Annotated in this window: 15 protein-coding genes; 7 read left to right on the forward strand and 8 right to left on the reverse strand. The window is 74.2% G+C overall.

Going from position 1 to position 18,922, the window contains the following annotated elements:
- Nucleotides 1–94 precede the first annotated feature (94 nt).
- The 3 genes from ACZ6RC_RS13950 to meaB are packed head-to-tail and all read left to right on the forward strand — an operon-like array spanning nucleotide 95 to nucleotide 5,084.
- On the forward strand, nucleotides 95–1,903 hold the full coding sequence (locus ACZ6RC_RS13950; RefSeq protein WP_469582247.1) for a methylmalonyl-CoA mutase family protein: 1,809 nt from the start codon (nucleotides 95–97) through the stop codon (nucleotides 1,901–1,903).
- A complete protein-coding gene (scpA, locus tag ACZ6RC_RS13955) occupies nucleotides 1,903–4,077 on the forward strand; it encodes a methylmalonyl-CoA mutase (protein WP_391142077.1) in 2,175 nt (724 codons plus the stop codon). Before ACZ6RC_RS13950 ends, scpA begins: the two co-directional genes overlap by 1 nt.
- Nucleotides 4,074–5,084: a methylmalonyl Co-A mutase-associated GTPase MeaB gene (gene meaB, locus ACZ6RC_RS13960; RefSeq protein ID WP_469582251.1), complete on the forward strand. Its 1,011-nt coding sequence runs from the start codon at nucleotides 4,074–4,076 to the stop codon at nucleotides 5,082–5,084. The genes scpA and meaB overlap by 4 nt, the downstream gene beginning before the upstream one ends.
- 70 nt (nucleotides 5,085–5,154) lie before the next feature.
- On the opposite strand, the gene ACZ6RC_RS13965 is transcribed toward meaB, so the two are convergent.
- The 8 genes from ACZ6RC_RS13965 to ACZ6RC_RS14000 all read right to left on the reverse strand — a co-directional run bounded on the left by ACZ6RC_RS13965 (nucleotide 5,155) and on the right by ACZ6RC_RS14000 (nucleotide 13,949).
- Entirely contained in the window at nucleotides 5,155–5,373 is a 219-nt protein-coding gene (locus tag ACZ6RC_RS13965; protein WP_469582255.1) for a hypothetical protein, read from the reverse strand.
- A gap of 91 nt (nucleotides 5,374–5,464) precedes the next feature.
- Entirely contained in the window at nucleotides 5,465–6,859 is a 1,395-nt protein-coding gene (locus ACZ6RC_RS13970; RefSeq protein ID WP_469582258.1) for an aldehyde dehydrogenase family protein, read from the reverse strand.
- On the reverse strand, nucleotides 6,852–8,168 hold the full coding sequence (locus ACZ6RC_RS13975; RefSeq protein ID WP_469582263.1) for a flavin monoamine oxidase family protein: 1,317 nt from the start codon (nucleotides 8,166–8,168) through the stop codon (nucleotides 6,852–6,854). The genes ACZ6RC_RS13970 and ACZ6RC_RS13975 overlap by 8 nt, the downstream gene beginning before the upstream one ends.
- 85 nt (nucleotides 8,169–8,253) lie before the next feature.
- Entirely contained in the window at nucleotides 8,254–9,474 is a 1,221-nt protein-coding gene (locus ACZ6RC_RS13980) for an ABC transporter ATP-binding protein (RefSeq protein WP_469582266.1), read from the reverse strand.
- A 4-nt stretch (nucleotides 9,475–9,478) separates the two neighbouring features.
- Entirely contained in the window at nucleotides 9,479–10,402 is a 924-nt protein-coding gene (locus ACZ6RC_RS13985) for an ABC transporter permease (RefSeq protein WP_469582268.1), read from the reverse strand.
- Nucleotides 10,399–11,283 (reverse strand): ABC transporter permease, encoded by an 885-nt coding sequence (locus ACZ6RC_RS13990; RefSeq protein ID WP_469582270.1) that lies wholly within the window; start codon nucleotides 11,281–11,283, stop codon nucleotides 10,399–10,401. The genes ACZ6RC_RS13985 and ACZ6RC_RS13990 overlap by 4 nt, the downstream gene beginning before the upstream one ends.
- Before the next feature lies 1 nt (nucleotide 11,284).
- Nucleotides 11,285–12,460, reverse strand: coding sequence for a polyamine ABC transporter substrate-binding protein (locus ACZ6RC_RS13995; RefSeq protein WP_469582272.1), 1,176 nt, complete (start codon nucleotides 12,458–12,460; stop codon nucleotides 11,285–11,287).
- 298 nt (nucleotides 12,461–12,758) lie between these two features.
- A complete protein-coding gene (locus tag ACZ6RC_RS14000) occupies nucleotides 12,759–13,949 on the reverse strand; it encodes an aromatic ring-hydroxylating oxygenase subunit alpha (RefSeq protein WP_469582275.1) in 1,191 nt (396 codons plus the stop codon).
- Nucleotides 13,950–14,532: 583 nt separating this feature from the next.
- Here ACZ6RC_RS14000 and ACZ6RC_RS14005 point away from each other — a divergent pair.
- From ACZ6RC_RS14005 to ACZ6RC_RS14020, 4 genes are read left to right on the forward strand one after another with little or no spacing between them, the layout of a single operon-like run.
- Complete coding sequence (locus ACZ6RC_RS14005; protein ID WP_469582277.1) at nucleotides 14,533–15,162, forward strand: hypothetical protein; 630 nt, start codon at nucleotides 14,533–14,535, stop codon at nucleotides 15,160–15,162.
- Nucleotides 15,159–16,478: an NADH-ubiquinone oxidoreductase-F iron-sulfur binding region domain-containing protein gene (locus ACZ6RC_RS14010; protein WP_469582280.1), complete on the forward strand. Its 1,320-nt coding sequence runs from the start codon at nucleotides 15,159–15,161 to the stop codon at nucleotides 16,476–16,478. The genes ACZ6RC_RS14005 and ACZ6RC_RS14010 overlap by 4 nt, the downstream gene beginning before the upstream one ends.
- Nucleotides 16,475–16,666 (forward strand): ferredoxin, encoded by a 192-nt coding sequence (locus ACZ6RC_RS14015; RefSeq protein WP_391142048.1) that lies wholly within the window; start codon nucleotides 16,475–16,477, stop codon nucleotides 16,664–16,666. Before ACZ6RC_RS14010 ends, ACZ6RC_RS14015 begins: the two co-directional genes overlap by 4 nt.
- Nucleotide 16,667: 1 nt before the next feature.
- Complete coding sequence (locus tag ACZ6RC_RS14020) at nucleotides 16,668–18,887, forward strand: acetate--CoA ligase family protein (RefSeq protein ID WP_469582288.1); 2,220 nt, start codon at nucleotides 16,668–16,670, stop codon at nucleotides 18,885–18,887.
- Nucleotides 18,888–18,922 lie beyond the last annotated feature (35 nt).

The raw sequence follows: 18,922 nt of genomic DNA on the forward strand, positions 1-18,922 counted from the left end.
GGATCCGCCCGGAGCTTCAAGAGCGTCCAGGAGAGGGCAAGGTCACAGCTGTGCGGACTGCTGCTCCTTTGTTCCCCTGACCTAGCATCCGAGCATGACAGTCCTTCCCGACGACGGGCTTGCCCTCGCCGCCGATTTCTCCGACGCGTCCCGTGAGCAGTGGCAGGGCCTGGTGGCCGGCGTCCTGCGCAAGTCGGGCAAGGACGTCGAAGGCGCGGCAGCCGAGGACGCCCTGTCCACCACGCTGGAGGACGGGCTTCGCGTCCGTCCGCTGTACGCGGCCGACGACGCCGCGCCCGAGGCCGGCTTCCCCGGGTTCGCCCCGTTCGTGCGGGGCGGCCGCCCCGAGGGCGGCACCCTCGGCGGCTGGGACGTACGGCAACGGCACACGGCCGCCGACGGCGCGGCGGTGCTGGGGGACCTGGAGAACGGCGTCACCTCGCTCTGGCTGGTCGTCGGCGAGGGCGGCATCCCGACGGAGGCCCTCGACACGGTCCTCGACGGCGTCTACCTCGACCTCGCGCCCGTCGCCCTCGACGCGGGCGACCGGACCGAGGACGCCGCGGCGGAGTTGCTGCGGCTGTACGAGCGCCGTGGCGTCGCCCCCGAGGCGGCGCGCGGCACCCTGGGCGCCGACCCCCTCGGCCTCGAAGCCCGTACGGGACGGTCGTCCGGCTTCGCACCGGTCGCCGCGCTCGCCCGGCGGTGCGCCGAGGAATACCCGGGGCTGCGGGCGCTGACCGTCGACGCCCTGCCGTACCACGAGGCCGGCGGTTCCGCCGCGGAGGAGCTCGGCTGCTCGCTGGCGACCGGCGTCGCCTATCTGCGGCAGCTGACCGACGCGGGCCTGGACATCGAGCAGGCCTGTGGCCAGCTGGAGTTCCGTTACGCCGCCACCGCCGACCAGTTCCTCACCATCGCGAAGCTGCGGGCGGCGCGCCGGCTGTGGGCCCGGGTCGCGGAGGCCTGCGGGGCGAGCGGCGCGGGCGGGCAGATCCAGCACGCCGTGACCTCGCCGGTGATGATGACCCGCCGCGACCCGTGGGTGAACATGCTGCGCACGACGGTGGCGACCCTGGCCGCCGGGGTGGGCGGGGCCGACGCGGTCACCGTGCTCCCCTTCGACCACGCGCTCGGGCTGCCGGACGCCTTCGCGCGCCGGATCGCCCGCAACACCTCGACCATCCTGATCGAGGAGTCGCACCTGTCCCGGGTGATCGACCCGGCGGGCGGCTCCTGGTACGTCGAACGCCTCACGGACGAACTCGCCCACGTGGGCTGGGAGTTCTTCCGCACCCTCGAACGTGCGGGCGGGCAGGCGGCCGCGCTGCGGTCCGGCATGGTCCGGGACCGCCTCGCCGCGACCTGGTCCGCCCGGGGCGCGAAGCTCGCCACCCGCCGCGAACCGGTCACCGGCGTCAGCGAGTTCCCGCACCTGACCGAGAAGCCCGTCGTCCGCGAGCCCGCGCCCGCCCCGCCGTCCGGCGGGCTGCCCCGCGTCCGGCGCGACGACGCGTACGAGGCGCTGCGCGCCCGCTCCGACGCGCACCTCGCCGCGACGGGCGCCCGCCCCCGCGTCTTCCTCGCCACCCTCGGCCCCGCCGCCGCGCACACGGCGCGGGCCACGTTCGCCGCCAACTTCTTCCAGGCGGGCGGCATCGAGGCCGTCGCGGAAGGCACCTTCGAGGAGAGCGGAGCGGCCGAGGTCTGCCTCTGCTCCAGCGACGCGCTCTACGAGGAGGGGGCCGCGGCGCTCGCCGGGGAGCTGCGGGCGGCGGGGGCCGGTCACGTGTTCCTCGCGGGCCGCCCCGGACCGTATCCGGACGCCGACACGTACGTCTTCGCCGGCTGTGACGCCGTCGCCGTGCTCTCCGCCACGCTCGACCGCATGGGAGTCTCCTGATGTCCATCCCCGATTTCTCCGCGATCGACCTGGGGACCCCGGCCGCGCACGGCAGCGCCGACGACTGGCGGACGGCGGTCAAGAAGGCGGCCGGCGGTGACGACCTGCTCTGGGAGACCCCGGAGGGCATCGCCGTCAAGCCGCTCTACACCGGTCGGGACCTGGAGGGCCTGGACTTCCTGGGCACCTACCCGGGCATGGCGCCGTACCTCCGCGGCCCGTACCCGACGATGTACGTCAACCAGCCCTGGACGATCCGGCAGTACGCGGGATTCTCCACCGCCGAGGAGTCCAACGCCTTCTACCGGCGCAACCTGGCGGCCGGGCAGAAGGGCCTGTCGGTCGCCTTCGACCTGCCGACCCACCGCGGATACGACAGCGACCACCCGCGGGTGACCGGCGACGTCGGCATGGCGGGGGTGGCCATCGACTCGATCTACGACATGCGGCAGCTCTTCGACGGCATCCCGCTGGACAAGATGACCGTGTCGATGACGATGAACGGCGCCGTGCTGCCGGTGCTGGCGCTGTACATCGTGGCGGCCGAGGAGCAGGGCGTGCCGCCCGAGAAGCTGGCCGGGACCATCCAGAACGACATCCTCAAGGAGTTCATGGTCCGCAACACGTACATCTATCCGCCGAAGCCGTCGATGCGGATCATCTCCGACATCTTCGCCTTCACCTCGCAACGGATGCCCCGCTACAACTCCATCTCGATCTCCGGCTACCACATCCAGGAGGCCGGGGCGACGGCCGACCTGGAGCTGGCGTACACGCTCGCCGACGGCGTGGAGTACATCCGGGCCGGGCGCGAGGCGGGTCTGGACGTGGACGCGTTCGCGCCGCGGCTCTCCTTCTTCTGGGCGATCGGCATGAACTTCTTCATGGAGATCGCCAAGATGCGGGCGGCCCGCCTGCTGTGGGCGAAGCTGGTGCGGGAGTTCGACCCCAAGAACGCCAAGTCGCTGTCGCTGCGCACCCATTCGCAGACCTCCGGCTGGTCGCTGACGGCGCAGGACGTCTTCAACAACGTGACGCGTACGTGTGTCGAGGCGATGGCGGCCACCCAGGGCCACACCCAGTCGCTGCACACCAACGCCCTCGACGAGGCACTGGCGCTGCCGACCGACTTCTCGGCGCGGATCGCCCGCAACACCCAGCTGCTGATCCAGCAGGAGTCGGGCACGACCCGGACGATCGACCCGTGGGGCGGCAGCGCCTACGTGGAGAAGCTGACGTACGACCTGGCGCGCCGGGCCTGGCAGCACATCCAGGAGGTGGAGGCGGCCGGCGGAATGGCGCAGGCCATCGACGCGGGCATCCCGAAGCTGCGTGTGGAGGAGGCCGCGGCCCGGACGCAGGCCCGGATCGACTCCGGACGCCAGCCGGTGATCGGCGTGAACAAGTACCGGGTGGAGACCGACGAGCAGATCGACGTGCTCAAGGTCGACAACTCCTCCGTGCGCTCCCAGCAGATCGCGAAGCTGCGGCGGCTGCGCGAGGAGCGCGACGAGACGGCCTGCCGGGACGCGCTCGACGCGCTGACCCGGGCCGCCGGGGGCGAGGGCAACCTGCTCGAGCTCGCGGTGCGCGCGGCGCGCGCGAAGGCGACGGTCGGCGAGATCTCCGACGCCCTGGAGAAGGTGTACGGGCGGCACGCGAGCCAGATCCGTACGATCTCGGGTGTGTACCGCAACGAAGCCGGTGAGTCCCCGTCCGTCGAGCGCACCCGTGGCCTGGTGGACTCCTTCGCCGAGGCCGAGGGGCGCCGTCCGCGCATCCTGGTCGCCAAGATGGGTCAGGACGGCCACGACCGGGGCCAGAAGGTGATCGCCACCGCCTTCGCCGACCTGGGCTTCGACGTGGACGTCGGCCCGCTGTTCCAGACCCCGGGCGAGGTCGCGCGCCAGGCCGTGGAGGCGGACGTGCACATCGTGGGGGTGTCGTCGCTGGCGGCCGGTCACCTCACGCTCGTACCGGCGCTGCGGGAGGAACTCGCCGCGGAGGGGCGCGAGGACATCATGATCGTCGTCGGTGGGGTGATCCCGCCGCAGGACGTGCCGACGCTGCTGGAGATGGGCGCGGCGGCCGTATTCCCGCCCGGGACGGTGATCCCGGACGCGGCGCACGACCTGGTACGGCGGCTGTCGGCCGGCCTCGGGCACGACCTGTGATCGACGTCGACGCGTATGTGAAGGGTGTCCTCGACGGGAAGCGGGCGATCGTGGCCCGTGCCATCACGCTCGTCGAGTCCACCCGCCCCCAGCACCGCGCGCTGGCGCAGCGGTTGCTGACCGAGCTGCTGCCGCACAGCGGGAAGGCGCGGCGGATCGGGATCAGCGGTGTGCCGGGGGTCGGGAAGTCGACGTTCATCGACGCGTTCGGCACGATGCTGACCGGTCTGGGCCATCGGGTCGCCGTTCTCGCCGTCGATCCGTCGTCGAGCCGTACCGGGGGTTCGATCCTGGGCGACAAGACGCGGATGGAGCGGCTCGCCGTGGACCCGGCGGCCTTCGTCCGGCCCTCCCCCACCGCCGGGACGCTGGGCGGGGTCGCCAAGGCGACCCGTGAGTCGATCCTGGTGATGGAGGCGGCGGGGTACGACGTGGTGCTGGTGGAGACCGTAGGGGTGGGGCAGTCCGAGACCGCCGTCGCCAACATGGTCGACTCGTTCCTGCTGCTCACCCTCGCGCGGACGGGCGATCAGCTCCAGGGCATCAAGAAGGGCGTCCTGGAGCTGGCGGACGTCGTGGCGGTCAACAAGGCGGACGGCCCGCACGAGCGGGACGCGCGCGCGGCGGCCCGGGAACTGGCGGGGGCGCTGCGTCTGATGCAGGGCAGGGACGCGGCCTGGACTCCGCCCGTCCTCCACTGCAGCGCCCGCGAGTCGAGCGGTCTGGACACCGTCTGGGAACGCCTGGAACAGCATCGGGCGCTGCTCGACGGGACCGGCAGCCTCGCCGCCCGCCGCCGTGACCAGCAGGTCGACTGGACCTGGACGATGGTGAGGGACGAACTGCTCGGCCGTCTGCACGCCGATCCGTCCGTGCGCGCGCTGGCGCCGGCTCTCGAGCAGCGGGTGCGCGCGGGCGAGTTGACGGCGACGCTGGCCGCCGAGCGCATCCTGCGGGTGTTCGAGGAAGCGACCGGGGCGGCGGGGCGCGGGGCGGACGACGCCTGACCGCGCCGTGACCCCGGGCCGGGCGGTCCGGGGTCCGGGCGGTGGCCGGTCAGGCCCGGGCGGTGGTCGGTCAGGCCGGGGCGGTGGTCAGGCGGTCCAGGGCGCCCGCCTTGGCCTGGGCGACGAGGTCGGTGAACTGCTCCTCGCTCATCTGCACCTGCTGCCCGAAGTCGTCGGTGATGCGGACCCGCTTGTCGTCGGGCGCGTCGACGTCCACGAAGAGCTGCGGGCAGCCGCAGTCGCACTTCCCGCAGAAGGTCGCGATCGGTTCCGGGCTCGTGTCGGGCATCTGGGGCACCTCGCCGGTCGGAGTCAGGGTCATTCCCGTAGAGAGGGATGCCCAGCCCCGGATCCGCGCCAAACCCCGGGCCCCGCGCGGCTCACAGCATGACGTGTTTGGCCTGGGTGTAGTCCAGGAGCCCGGCCAGGGAGAGGTCGCTGCCGTAGCCGGAGTGCTTGACGCCGCCGTGGGGCATCTCGGAGACGGTGGTGCCGTGGGTGTTCACCCACACGATGCCGGTGTGCAGGGCCCGCGTCGCGCGCATCGCGCGGGCGTGGTCGGCGGTCCAGACGCTCGCGGCCAGGCCGAAGCGGACGTCGTTGGCGAGCCGGAGGGCCTCGGCCTCGTCCCCGAACGGCTGGACGGTGACGACGGGGCCGAAGATCTCCTCTTGGACGATCTCGTCGTCCTGGCGCACTCCGGCGACGACGGTGGCTTCGTGGAAGAAGCCGGGGCCGGGCAGCGGCTGCCCGCCGGTGACGATCTCGGCGTGGGCCGGGAGCCGGTCGAGCAGGCCCCGTACCGAGGCGAGCTGGCGGGCGCTGTTGAGCGGGCCGAAGCCGATACCGTGCTTCCGCGCGGCGGCGGCGAAGGCCGTGAGGAAGGCGTCGTGCACCCGGCGGTCCACCAGGATCCGGGTGGGCGCGGTGCAGTCCTGGCCGGCGTTGTAGAAGGCGACCGCGGCGAGGGCGTCCGCGGTGGCGTCGACGTCCGTGTCGGCGTGGACGACGACCGGGGCGTTGCCGCCGAGTTCGAGGTGGACGCGCTTGAGGCCGGCCGCGGCGGCGGCCGCGATCTCCTGTCCCGCGCGGACGCTGCCGGTGACCGCGATCAGGGCGACGTCCCGGTGGGTGGTGAGGGCGCGGCCGGTGTCGCGGTCGCCGCAGACGACGTTGAGGACGCCGGGCGGCAGGTGCCCGGCCGCGATCCGGGCCAGGAGCGAGGCCGAGGAGGGCGTGGTGTCGGCGGGCTTGAGGACGGTCGTGTTGCCGGCGGCGATCGCCGGGGCGATCTTCCACGCCGCCATCATCAGGGGGTAGTTCCAGGGGGTGATCTGGGCGCAGACGCCGACCGGTTCGCGGCGCAGCAGCGAGGTGCGGCCCTCGGTGTACTCGGCCGCGGCGGCGCCCGGCAGGTTGCGGGCGGCGCCGGCGAAGAAGCGGACGGCGTCGACGACGGCGGGCAGTTCGTCGGCGAGGAAGCGGTCCGGCGGCTTGCCGGTGTCGCGGGTCTCAGCGGCGGCCAGGGCGTCGGCGTGCGCTTCGAGGGCGTCGGCGATGCCGAGCAGGGCCCGCTGCCGGGTGGCGGGGGTGGTCGTGGACCAGTGCGGGTAGGCCGCGGCGGCCGCCGCGCAGGCGGCGTCGGTGTCGGCCGGGCCGGAGCGCGGGGCGTGGCCGTGGACGAGGCCGGTGGCCGGGTCGACCAGTTCCGTCGTCGCGCCCGAGGCGGCCGGGCGGTCCGCTCCCCCGATGTGGTTGGTGACCGGGTCAGCCATGGCGCAGCACCTCCCGGGCCGCGGCGCGTCCGGTGCGTACGGCTCCTTCCATGTAGCCGGCCACCCACTGGTCGGATCCGCAGACGTAGAAGGGCGGTTCGTGGGTGCCGTGCCGGGGGCCGACGGCCATGACGTCGCCGGGGGCCCACTGGGTGACGTACCCCTGCGTCCACGGGTCGGTGCCCCACAGCCGGAGGTGGGTGGCGAGCGGGCGGTGGGCCTCGTCGCCGTAGAGGCGGGCGATGTCGGCGAGGAGTTCGGGGGCGCGCAGGGCGTCGGGGGTGCCGAGCAGGACTCCGTAGCGTTCGGGCGGGACGAGGGCGGAGAGGATGCCCTCGCTCTGCGGCCAGGTGCTGCCGACGACCCCTTCGCATTCGGAGAGGCCGCTGCGGCCCTGGGCGCGCCAGAACGGCTTGTCGTACGCGGCGACGAACTTGGCGGCGAGCGCGTGGCGTTGGCGGTGCAGCGAGGCGAGGCGCCCGTCGGAGACGCCGGTGACGCGGACCGAGCGGAACGGGCCGGCGGGCAGGGCGCTGACGACGGCGCCGGCGGTGAGGGTCTCCCCGCCGGCCAGGCGTACGGAGCAGCCGCCGGGCCGTCGTACGGCGACCGCGTCCACGGGCGCGCCGGTGCGGACCCGGGCGCCGAGGGCGTCGGCCAGGCGGAGGGCGACGGTGGCCGAGCCCTCGGCCACCCGCAGGCCCTCCCACGCCTCGTAGTCGTAGGGGACGGGGCCGGGTACGACGGCGTGCTTGCGCAGGGCGGCGAGCAGGGAGGTGCGTTCGCAGGAGCCGTCGGCGAGGGCGAGTTGGCCGATCTCCCAGAGGCGTACGACGGCCGGGGTCGCCCCTTCCGAGCGCAGCCAGTCGCCGACGGAGAGCCGGTCGAGGGCGGTGGCGTCGGGGTGGGACCACGGGTCGTCCGGGTCGACGGTCCGGGCGAGCGCGGCGAAGGCGGCGGCGGTCGTGGCGTGGCGGGTCTCGTCGCCGGGGCCGAACCAGGGGGGCGGGTCGTCGTCGGAGACGGACTCGGGCGTGGCGCGGGTGAGGGCGCCGGGCTCGGCGACGTAGCTGGGGACGAGGGTGAGGCCCAGTTCGGCGACGAGGCCGGTGTACGCGGTGTGGGCCCGGCCCACCACCTCGCCGCCGAGCTGGACCGGGCGGCCGTCGGGGAGCGCGGTCTGCTCGACGCGGCCGCCGACCCGGTCGCGGGCCTCGACGACGAGGACGTCGGCTCCGGCCCGGGCCAGGTCACGTGCGGCGGCGAGCCCGGCGAGTCCGGCGCCGAGCACGATGACGTCGTGGTTCATGGAGGGGTGTTCCTTCGGTCGGGCCGCCCGTACGTATGCGGGCGTACGGACGTACGGACGTACGGGCGGACAGGCGGGCGACGGGTCAGTCGAGGACCAGGCAGTGCTCGGGCTTCCAGGCGATCTCGACCCGTTCGCCGCCGCACCACCGGTCCTCCATGCGGGAGCGGTAGGTGTTCTGCTCCAGGACGGACACGGTGACGCCGGGGGCCAGTTCGATGAGGTACGTGGTCGTGGGCCCGGAGTAGACGGTCTCGCGGACGACGCCGGCGACCTTGGCCATGTCGGGTTCGAAGTCGGAGAGCCAGATCTTCTCGGGGCGGATGGAGAGGCTGACCCGGCTGCCGTCGGGGACGCCGGGCCGGAGGCCGACGGGCAGGGCCGCGCCCCCGTCGAGGACGACGCGGCCGGTGCGGTAGGTGCCGGGGACGAGGTTGGAGGTGCCCATGAAGGAGGCGGTGAAGGTGCTCGTCGGGCGCTCGTACACGTCCTCGGGCGTGCCGCACTGCTCGACGCGTCCCTCGTTCATGACGGCGACGCGGTCCGACATGGTCAGGGCCTCGTCCTGGTCGTGGGTGACGAAGACGAAGGTGATGCCGACCTCGCGCTGGATCTGCTTGAGCTCGACCTGCATCCGGCGGCGGAGCTTGAGATCGAGGGCCGCCAGGGGCTCGTCGAGCAGCAGCACCTGGGGGCGGTTGACCAGGGCCCGGGCCAGGGCCACGCGCTGGCGCTGGCCGCCGGAGAGCGTGGGCGGCTTGCGGCCGGCCAGCCCGCCGAGCTGGACGAGATCGAGCATCTCGGCCACCCGGGAGCGGATCTCCGCGCGGCCGACCCCCTTGCGTTTGAGGCCGAAGGCGACGTTGTCGGCGAGCGAGAGGTGGTCGAAGAGGGCGTAGCTCTGGAAGACGGTGTTGACGTTGCGCTTGTCGGGCGGGAGGCCGGTGACGTCCTCGCCGTCGAGCAGGACGCTGCCTTCGGTGGGGTCGGCGAAACCGCCGATCATCCGCAGCAGGGTGGTCTTGCCGCAGCCGGAGGGCCCGAGGAGGGAGAAGAACTCCCCCGGTGCGATGTCCAGGGTGATGCCCTGGACGGCGTAGGTGCCGGCGGCGTACCGCTTGCCGATCCGGTCGAGCCGGACGGCGGGGCGGGGGGACGGCCCGGGGTCCGGGGACGACTGCGCGGGCGGGTCCGCCTGCGGGTCCGGTGTCGGGGGCGACTGCGGGTCCGGTGTCGGGGGCGGCTGGTGGTCCGGTGTCGGGGGCGGCTGGTGGTCCGGCTGCGGCTGCGGGGACGGGTGGGGCATGGGGTCACTTCCCGGAGAGCAGATCGAGGCCGCCGTGGCGGCCGAAGAGGCGCGGGATGGCCAGGGCGAGGGCGATGAGCCCGATGGATCCGGCGAGCATCAGGGTGCCGACGGCGTTGATGGTGGGCTGGACGCCGAACCGGATCGCCGAGTAGATGCGGACGGACAGCGGCTGCGGGTCGACGCCGGTGGTGAAGTACGCGAGGACGAAGTCGTCGAAGACCAGGGCGAAGATCAGCACCGCGGACGCGAGGATGCTGGGGAGCAGCGCGGGCAGGGTCACCAGGCGCAGGGCCTGCCGCCGGGTGGCGCCGAGGTCCATCGCGGCCTCTTCGACCTCGGGGTTCAGCGCCGCGATGCGGGAGCGGAGGATCACCGTCACGTAGGAGATGGAGAAGGTGATCTCGGCGAGCATCACGGTCGTGGTGGACAGGGTGATGCCGAGCCCCTTGAAGAGGAGCATGGCCGCGACGCCGGTGACGATCTCCGGCGTGATCAGCGGGACGAGCATGACCAGGCCGGCGAAGGCGCCGAGGCGGCTCCGGCCGCGGACGAGCCCCAGGGCCAGGGCCACGCCGAGGACCAGCGAGCCGGCCATGGCGACCAGGGACACCTCCAGGCTCATGCCGAGCGATTCGAGGAGGACGTCGTCGCGGAGGAAGGCCCCGTACCAGCGGAGGCTGAGTCCGTCGAGGACGGTGAGGGACTTCGCCGAGTTGAAGGAGAAGAGGACGACGACGGCGACGGGGAGGTAGAGCAGCGCGAAGAAGACGACGGTGACGGCGATCGCGAAGCGCGGCGGGCGCTCCGCGCCGCGGCGGCGCCGGCGGGGCGGCCCGGACGGCCCGGTGGGGGCGGAGCCGTGGGGCCGGGCGGCGGGCGGACCGTCCTCGCGGGGCTGGCGGTGCGCGGCGGGGCGGAGGGTCATCGGGCGACCTCCGCCTCGTCCTTGCGGGTGCGCCGCAGATAGCCGAGCAGGCCGAGGAACAGGACCGCCATCAGCAGCATGGTGAGGGCCGAGCCGAGCGGCCAGTTCTGGCCCTGGAAGAACTTGTCCTGGATCAGGTTGCCGATCATGATCTGGTCGGGTCCTCCCATGAGCTGGGCGCTGACGAAGTCGCCCATGGCGGGCAGGAAGACGAGGACGCAGCCGGCCGCCGCGCCCTGCCGGGTGGCGGGGACGGTGACGAAGAGGAAGGTGCGCAGCGGGCCGCCGTAGAGGTCGCGTCCGGCCTCGATCAGCGAGAGGTCCATCCGCTCCATGGCCGCGTACAGCGGGATGATCATGAAGACGACGAAGCCGTAGACGAGTCCGGCGACGACGCCCGTGCCCGTCTGCAGGATCTTGGTGTCCCCGTCGGCGAGGCCGGTCGCGCGCAGTGCCCGGAGCAGCGGCCCGTCGTCGGAGAGGACGACCGACCAGCCGTACATCCGCACCAGGTAGTTGGCGAAGAAGGGCACCACGATCGCGGCGACCAGCAGGTTCTTGAAGCGTCCGCCGCGCAGCGCGATGGTGTAGGCGACCGGGTAGGCCACGGCGAGGCAGATCACGCAGGTGATCAGGGCGTAGCCGAGGGAGCGGAGCAGGACGGTGCGGTACGCCGGATCGGCCAGGGCGGCGATGTTGCCGAAGTCGAGCCCGAAGCGCGGATTGCCGAGCGGGTCGGTGGTGCCGAGCGCCAGGGTGGCCACGAGCAGCAGGGAGGCGACGAGGAAGCCGGTCATCCAGAGGGTGCCGGGGAGCATGAGCCAGGTCCACAGGCGCGTCTGCGCCCGGGCCCCGGGGTGGTGGTGGGGGCGTCGTGCCATGTCAGCCCGCCTTCACAGCGGTCCAGGCGGCGTCGCGGGCCTTCTCGGCCTCGGCGGTGCCGTTACGGAAGAAGAGGTCGGCCTTCAGATCGGCCGCGGTCACCAGACAGTCGGGGAACGGTTCCACGAGCGCGGCGTAGGTGTCCTCGCTGCCGCGGACCGGCATGGGGTAGCCGATGTACTCGATGTTCCGCCGTACGTTCTCCGGGCGGAGCATGTAGTCGATGAAGAGCATCGCGGTGCCGGGGTGCCGGGCGTCGACGGGGATGGCGTAGCAGTCGGAGTTGACGGGGGCACCCTCGCGGGCCGTTTCGAAGCCGAAGACCCGGGGGTCCTTCGCCTGGGCGAGCATGGCGGCCATGTCACCGCTCCAGGCCTGCGTCATGTCGGCGTTGCCGTTGAGCAGGTTGTTGTAGCTGTCGCTGGAGAAGCCGCGCAGCCGGGGACGGAGGGAGCGCAGCGTGTCCGTGACCCCGTCGAGTTCCGCGCGCTCGCCCGTGGTGAGGTCGTGGCCGAGCTTGAGCGCGCCCAGGCCGAGCACCTCGTCGCGGTCGTCGAGGACGAAGACCCTGCCCCGGGCACGGTCGTTCCACAGGTCGTCCCAGGAGCCGGTGAGATCGCCGAGGCGGTCCCTGCGCCAGCCGATGCCGGTCTTGTACATGGTGAAGGGGACGGTGTGCGCGGAGCCGGGGTCGTACCACGGGTCGGCGAAGTAGTCGTAAGCGCCGAAGACCGCCTCGGCGTTCCTCAGCCGGGAGTGGTCGATGCGCCGCAGCCGGCCGCCGGCGGTGAGGCGCTCGGCCCATTTCGCGGTGGGGAAGATGATGTCGTAGCGGTTGCCGGCGTTGAGCTTGGCGGTCATGCCCTCCATGGAGTCGAAGTTCGACTGGACGACCTTGACGCCGTACTCCTTCTCGAAGCCCGCGAAGACGGCCGGGTCGACGAAGTCGGCCCAGTTGAAGTAGACGAGGTCGCCGTCCACCTCGACGTCGATCGGGGCCTCCGCGGCGGCGCGGGCGGCCGCGTCGTCGACGGGGGCGAATCCGCAGCCGGCCGCCGTGAGTCCGAGGGCGGCGGAGGCTCCGACTCCGGTGCCGGCGCGGAGGAACGCCCTTCGGGAGAGCGGGGGCCGGGGGCGGAACGGGCGGGGTGACGGGGGCTGTGCCTCGGGGGACATCGGTGTCCTCTCCGTAGGGCCGCAGGGGGACGGCGGGGGACGAACGGTGCGCGGCGTGGCGCGTTCGGCTACGGGCGGGGGCGGTTCACCGCTCCGCGGCGACGGGACCGGCCGGGATCGGCCAGGTCGACGGGGTCAGCGGGTTCGACGGGGTCAGCGGGTTCGACGGGACCGGGGATCGGCCGGATCGACGGGGCAGCCGGGTCTGCCGGGTCGGCCGGGTCGGCCGGGTCGGCCGGGTCGGCCGGGTCGGCCGGGTCGGCCGGGTCTACCCGGTCTGCCGGTCCGGGCATACGGTTCACCGCTCCGCGGCGGCCAGGTCGGCGCGGATGCGGCCGGCGAACCAGCCGACCGCCGACTCGCGGCGGGAGAGGGGCCCGGGGTGGAACCCGGGGGTGGAGAGCCCCTTCTGCACGCGGGCCACCAGCTCGGCGTCCTCGTCGTTGGTGATCCAGCCGATGTGCATGTTGAGGCGGCGGGCGAGCCGGGTGCGCGGCCCCGTCCCGCGGCGGGTGTAGAAGGCGCCGGGCACCGCCACCCGGTCGACCCCCGTCGGGATCGCGGTCCATGCCAGGACGTGATCGGGATAGAAGTCGATGAGGGTGTTCGGGTAGATCACGGCGTACCGCCAGACCCGCCGGTCTTCCTCGCCGAGGCCGGGCATGGGCGCGGCGACACGCTGGTAGAGGCGTTCGGCCCAGTTGGAGGACGGCTTGTCGCGCAGGGGCGAGGCGAAGAGGGCGTAGGACTCCTCGATCTCGCAGGTGTAGCCCTGGTAGTCGAGCAGCCGCATCAGCCCGGGGTGCGCGACGGGGACGTGGTAGCCCTCCAGGTAGTTGTCGACTGCCACCTTCCAGTTGGCCTGCTGCACTTCGGCGCCGGCCAGGTCGTGGATACGGCCGCGGCCGACCGGGACCAGGTCGGCCCCGGCGTAGTGACCGACCGCCTCGGCGAGTCCGGCGCACTGCTCCGCGAGCGGTACGGCGTCGAGGTCCAGGGAGACGAAGACGAAGCCGAGGAAGGATTCCACCCGGGCCGGGAACAGCCCGAGGCGCGGCTTGTCGAGGCAGGGGATCTGCCGGGCCTCCGGGGCGCCGACCAGGCTGCCGTCGAGGCGGTACGTCCAGCCGTGGTACGGGCACCGGATCGCCTTCCCGGCCGGTTCCGGGGCCGTGACCAGTTGGGTTCCGCGGTGGCGGCACACGTTGAGGTGGGCGGCGAGACCGCCGTCCTCGGTGCGGACGACCAGGACCTCCCGGTCGGCGACCGTGGCGGCGAGCCGGGCGCCGGGCCCCGGCAGGTCGGACTCGTGGCAGACGAGCTGCCAGGAATGGGCGAAGACGTGCCGCATCTCGGCGGCGGCCACCTCGGGGTCGGTGTAGTGGCGGGCGGACAGCGCCGGGCCGGGGTCGTCACCGGGGGCGTCGCGGGGCGTGCCCCGGGCGGGCGGTTCGAGGGGGAGAGGGGTCTCGGGGGCTTTGGACTGCATCGGATGACTCCTCGGTGCCGGCGGTGCGGCGATCGGTGTCGGTGATCGATGTGTCGGTGGGTCCGTGATCCGTGCTCGGGTCGGAGATCGAGGTGTCGGTGGGGCCGTGACCCGTGCTCGGGTCGGTGAGCGGTGCGGGGGCCGCGATCGGTGAGCGGTGCGGGGGCCGCGATCGGTGAGCGGAGGCCGGTGCGAAGGGCCGTGGACGGTGAGCGGAGGCCGGTTACGGAGGGCCGTGAGCGGTCGCCGGTCACCCGTGTCGAGCGGTGTCGGCGAGGGCGCGCGGCCCGGCGGCGGGCAGCCGATCGCGGCGGGCGCCGAGTCAGGCTGACCGATTGGACAGCAAGCCTGGTGGCTGAATTCCATGGGGTCAAGACTTGTGGGCTGACCGATCGGTCAGCTAGCGTGAAACCACTCCCTGACCGATCGGTCAGCGTTCTTGCCGTCTGTCGCTGCTCCGGCGCTTTCGCGCATCCACCCTGCTCACAGGGGTGGAAGCAGCCCGCCTGGCCTCTCATCCGGCCGGCCTTCACGCTCCTCCCTCCCCCACTTCCCCGCCCCCTCCCCTTTCCCGGAGGCACGCATGAGCGGTCGTCGCCGTCTGGACTGGCTCGGACTCACCCCCGAACCGGAACGGGAACTGCCTGCCGCGGTCGCCGCCCTGCGCACCCCGTCCCGGCACGCCCCCGGCGTCTCCACCGAACGGACGGGCGCCGAACGGCGCCGCGTGGAACGGCTGATCCTGCGCGGCAGCCGCCACAGCTGGCTGCGCTACCTCGCCGAGGTCACCGACCTGGTCACCGCCGTGGCCGACGGGTCACGGCCGGGCGACCACACGGCCGCGCTCCTCGCCGGCGAGGTCGTCCTCGACCACCACCGCATGCTCATCGGCCTCCCGGGCGCCGAGTACGACCGCACAGCGAGGGAACGCACCGCGCTCGAGAACGCCGTACGGACCCTGCGGGACCGCCGGGAAGGGCGGAGACCGCCGGCCCCGGCCGAGGGGCCCCCGCCGTCCGCTCCGAGCGGGCAGACCCCACCGCACCCTCCGTACGAGCAACCGAGCCGCCAGACCCCACCGCACCCTCCCTACGACCAGCCGAGCCGCCGGACCCCACCGGGCCCTCCGCCCCACCCGCTACCCCTGCCCTCACCCACCCCCCGAACCTCTCGGGCCCCTCGGCCCCCCGGCCGGAAAGGAGGCAGCCGATGACCACGATCCGATTCCCGTCCGGGCCCACGCCCGATTCCGTCCTCGGAGCGGCACCGGACCGCGCGGAGTCCGCCGAGGCGTACCGCGCCACCGGCGGCTACGCCGACCCCGCCCACGGCGCGGCCGCCGCTCCGCCGCTCCCCGCCGAGCTCCTGGACCACCTCGCCGCGTCCGGTCTGCGCGGTCGCGGCGGAGCCGGGTTCCCCGTCGCCGTCAAACTGCGGGCCGTCCGCGACCGCGCGGGCGCCCCGGTCGTGGTGGCCAACGGCGAGGAGGGGGAGCCGGGTTCGGTCAAGGACCGCTGGCTGTTGCAGGCCCGCCCGCACCTGGTCCTGGACGGCCTCGCCCACGCCGCCTCGATCACCGGCGCCGTCCGCGGCTACGTCTACCTCTCGGACCCGGAGGCGGCCGTCCGCGTCCGCCGCGCCCTCGCCGAACGCCCGCCGCCCCTGCCCGTCGAGGTCGTCGAGACCGGCCACAGCTATGTCGCGGGCGAGGAGACCGCGGTCGTCCGCAGGATCGACGGCGGTCCGGCGCTGCCGCTCGCCAAGCCGCCCCGCCCCTTCGAGCGGGGTGTCGGCGGCGCGCCGACCCTCGTCTCCAACGTCGAGACGCTCGCCCGGATCGCCCTCACCGCCGCACGGCCCGACCTGCGCGAACGGATCGCCCGCACCACGCTGGTGACGCTCTCCGGCGACCGCGCCGAACCGGTACTCGCCGAGGTGCCGTACGGCGTCCCGCTGCGCACCCTGGCGGCGGCGTACGGCGCCCCGGACGCGGCGGGGGCGTTGATGGGCGGGCTGTTCGGGGGCCTCGTCGACCGCGGCGCCCTGGACCTGTCCCTCGAACCGGACGCGCTCGCCGCGGCGGGCACCGCGCTGGGCTGCGGGGCGATCCGCTTCCTCGCCTCCGACGCCTGCCCCGTGTCCGCCGCCGCCGACGCGCTGCGGCACCTCGCGGCGGAGAGCGCCCGGCAGTGCGGCGTCTGCGTGTCCGGCACCGGGGCGATCCGCGACGCCGTCGACGCCCTTGCCGCGGGCTCGGCGGACGCGGACACCCTCACCAAGCTGGACCGGTGGTCGCGGGGCCTGCCCGGGCGCGGCGCGTGCGGTCTGCTCGACGCCGCCGCCGGGACCGCCGGCAGCCTGCTGCGCGCCTTCCCCGGCCTCTCCGAGTCCCACCTCCGCACCCCGTGCCCGGACTGCGCCGCCATCCCGCCGGGGGACGCCGGCCGCCGCCTCGCCGTGGCCGTGCCCCGGGTCGCCGACGGCACCCCGGCCCGTACCCCGCTGCCCGCCCTGAAGGGAACACCGTGAAACTCCTGCTGGACTCCACCCGCTGCCAGGGCTACGGACTGTGCCAGGAACACGCGCCCGAGCTCGTCGAACTCGACGAGTGGGGTTACGCGCGGGTCCTCGCCGTCGCCGTCCCGCCCGACGCGGAGGACGCGGCGCGCGCCTGCGCCGAGAGCTGCCCCAACTCCGCCCTCCGACTGGAGAAGTGACATGGGACGCGACCTGACCGCGCTCTTCGACCCCCGCTCCGTCGCGGTGGTCGGCGCCAGCGACGACCCCGCGAAGTACGGCCACGCGGTGGCCTCCCAGGCGCTGCGGGCCCCCGCCCACCGGCGGCCCGTCCATCTGGTGAACCGGCGCGGCGGCACCGTCCTCGGCCGGACGGCCGCACCCTCGCTTGCGGCCGTCGGCGAACCCGTCGAGCTGGTCGTCATCGCCGTCCCCGGCGCCGGTTTCGAGGCCGCCGTCGACGACGCGCTGGCCTGCGGGGCGAAGGCGATCGTCGCCATCACCGCGGGTTTCGCGGAGTCCGGGCCCGCCGGGCTGGCCCGGCAGCGGGCGATCGCCGCGCGGGTACGGGACGCCGGAGCGGTCCTCGTCGGACCCAACTGCCTGGGCGTCGCCGACAACACGACGGAGCTGTACCTCGCCTCGGACCGCTTCGAGCCCGGCGGCGTCGCGCTGCTGAGCCAGAGCGGCAACCTCGCCCTCGAACTCCAGCTCCGCGGCGCCCCGCACGGCCTGGGCTTCTCCCGGTTCGTCTCGCTCGGCAACCAGGCCGACGTCACCCTCGTCGACCTCGTCGAGGACTGCGCCGCGCACCCGGCCACCTCGACGATCGCGGTGTACGCCGAGGACTTCGGCGACGGCAGGGCCTTCGCGCGGGCCGCCGCGGCGGCGGGCAAGCCGGTGGTGCTGCTCACCGCGGGCCGGGGCGCCGCCTCCGCCCGGAGCGCCCAGTCGCACACCGGCGCGCTCACCACCTCGGCCGACGTGGTGGCGGCCGCGTGCCGTGACGCGGGCGTCGAACTCGTCCGTACACCACGGGAGATGACGGTCGTACTGGCCGCGCTGAACGCCGGTCCGCGGCGCGCGGGCGGCCGACGGACCGCCGTCTTCACCGACGGCGGCGGCCACGGAGCCGTCGCCGCCGACGCGGCCGAGGACGCGGGCCTCGCCGTACCGGAACTCACCGGCGCCACACAGGACCGGCTCCGGACCGTCCTCTGGGAACAGTCCGCCGTCGGCAACCCCGTCGACCTCGCGGGCATGGGCGAGCAGCGCCCCCACTCGTACGCCGACACCGTCGCCGGCCTGCTCGCCGCCGAGGAGGTCGACGCGATCCTGATGACCGGCTACTTCGGCGGCTACGCGGCCGCCGAGGGCGGCCTGGGCACCCCCGGCGCCCCACCCCCGGACGCCTCCCCGCGGGCGGCGGCCGGCGGAGCCCCCGACGCCTCCGGACCCACCAGCCCCGCCGGCCCCACCGATCCCTCCGCTCCCTCCGATCCCAGCGCTTCCGTCGCGGGACAGGCCCGTTCCGCCCCGGCCGCGGGTTCCGTGCTCGCGGACGGGGAGGTGGCCGCCGCCAAGGAGATCGCCGTGCGGGTCGGGGCCGGCGGGAAGCCGTTCGTCGTGCAGTCGATGTATCCGGGATCGCCGAGCTGCCGGGTGCTGGTGGAGGCCGGGGTGCCGGTGTTCTCCGCCAGTGAGGACGCCGCGCGGGCGCTGGCCGCGATGACCGGGCGTGCGGGGGGTGACGGCCTGGGGGTGACCTCGGTGCCGCCCGCCGAGGCTCCGCCGGGGGACCTGGGCTATCACGGTGTCCGTGCGCTCCTCGACGCCGCCGGTGTGCCGTTCCCCACCGCGCGGGAGATCACCGACGAGGCCGGGCTCCTCGCCGCGGCCGACGCCTTCCCGGGGCCGTACGTGCTGAAGGCCCTGCACCTCCTGCACAAGTCCGACGCGGGCGGCGTGGCGCTGCGGCTGGCCGACCGGGACGCGCTCCTCGCCGCGTACCGGGAGATGCACGGCCGGCTGCGCGCCCCCGCGTACTCGGTCGAGGCGATGGCCGATCTCACCGACGGCGTCGAGCTGATCGTGGGCGTGCACCGCGACCCCCGCTTCGGGCCGGTGGCCATGGTGGGGCTCGGCGGTGTGCTCACCGAGACCCTGCGCGATGTCGCCTTCGCCCTCGCGCCCGTGCCGGCCCAGCGGGCCAGGACCCTGCTGCACGGTCTGCGGAGCGCCGCGCTGCTGGCCGGTGTGCGCGGCAGGCCGGCCGTGGACGTCGCCGCCGCGGCCGCCGTGATCGAGCGGATCACCACCGTCGCCGCCGCGCACCCGGAGATCGCCGAACTGGAGGTCAATCCCCTGCTGGTGCGCCCGGACGGCGCCCTGGCCCTGGACGCCCGGGCCGTCTCCGCCTGACCACCGCGTCCTCCCGACCGCCCCACCCTCACCTC

The organism is Streptomyces sp. NPDC048353, from assembly GCF_055587165.1.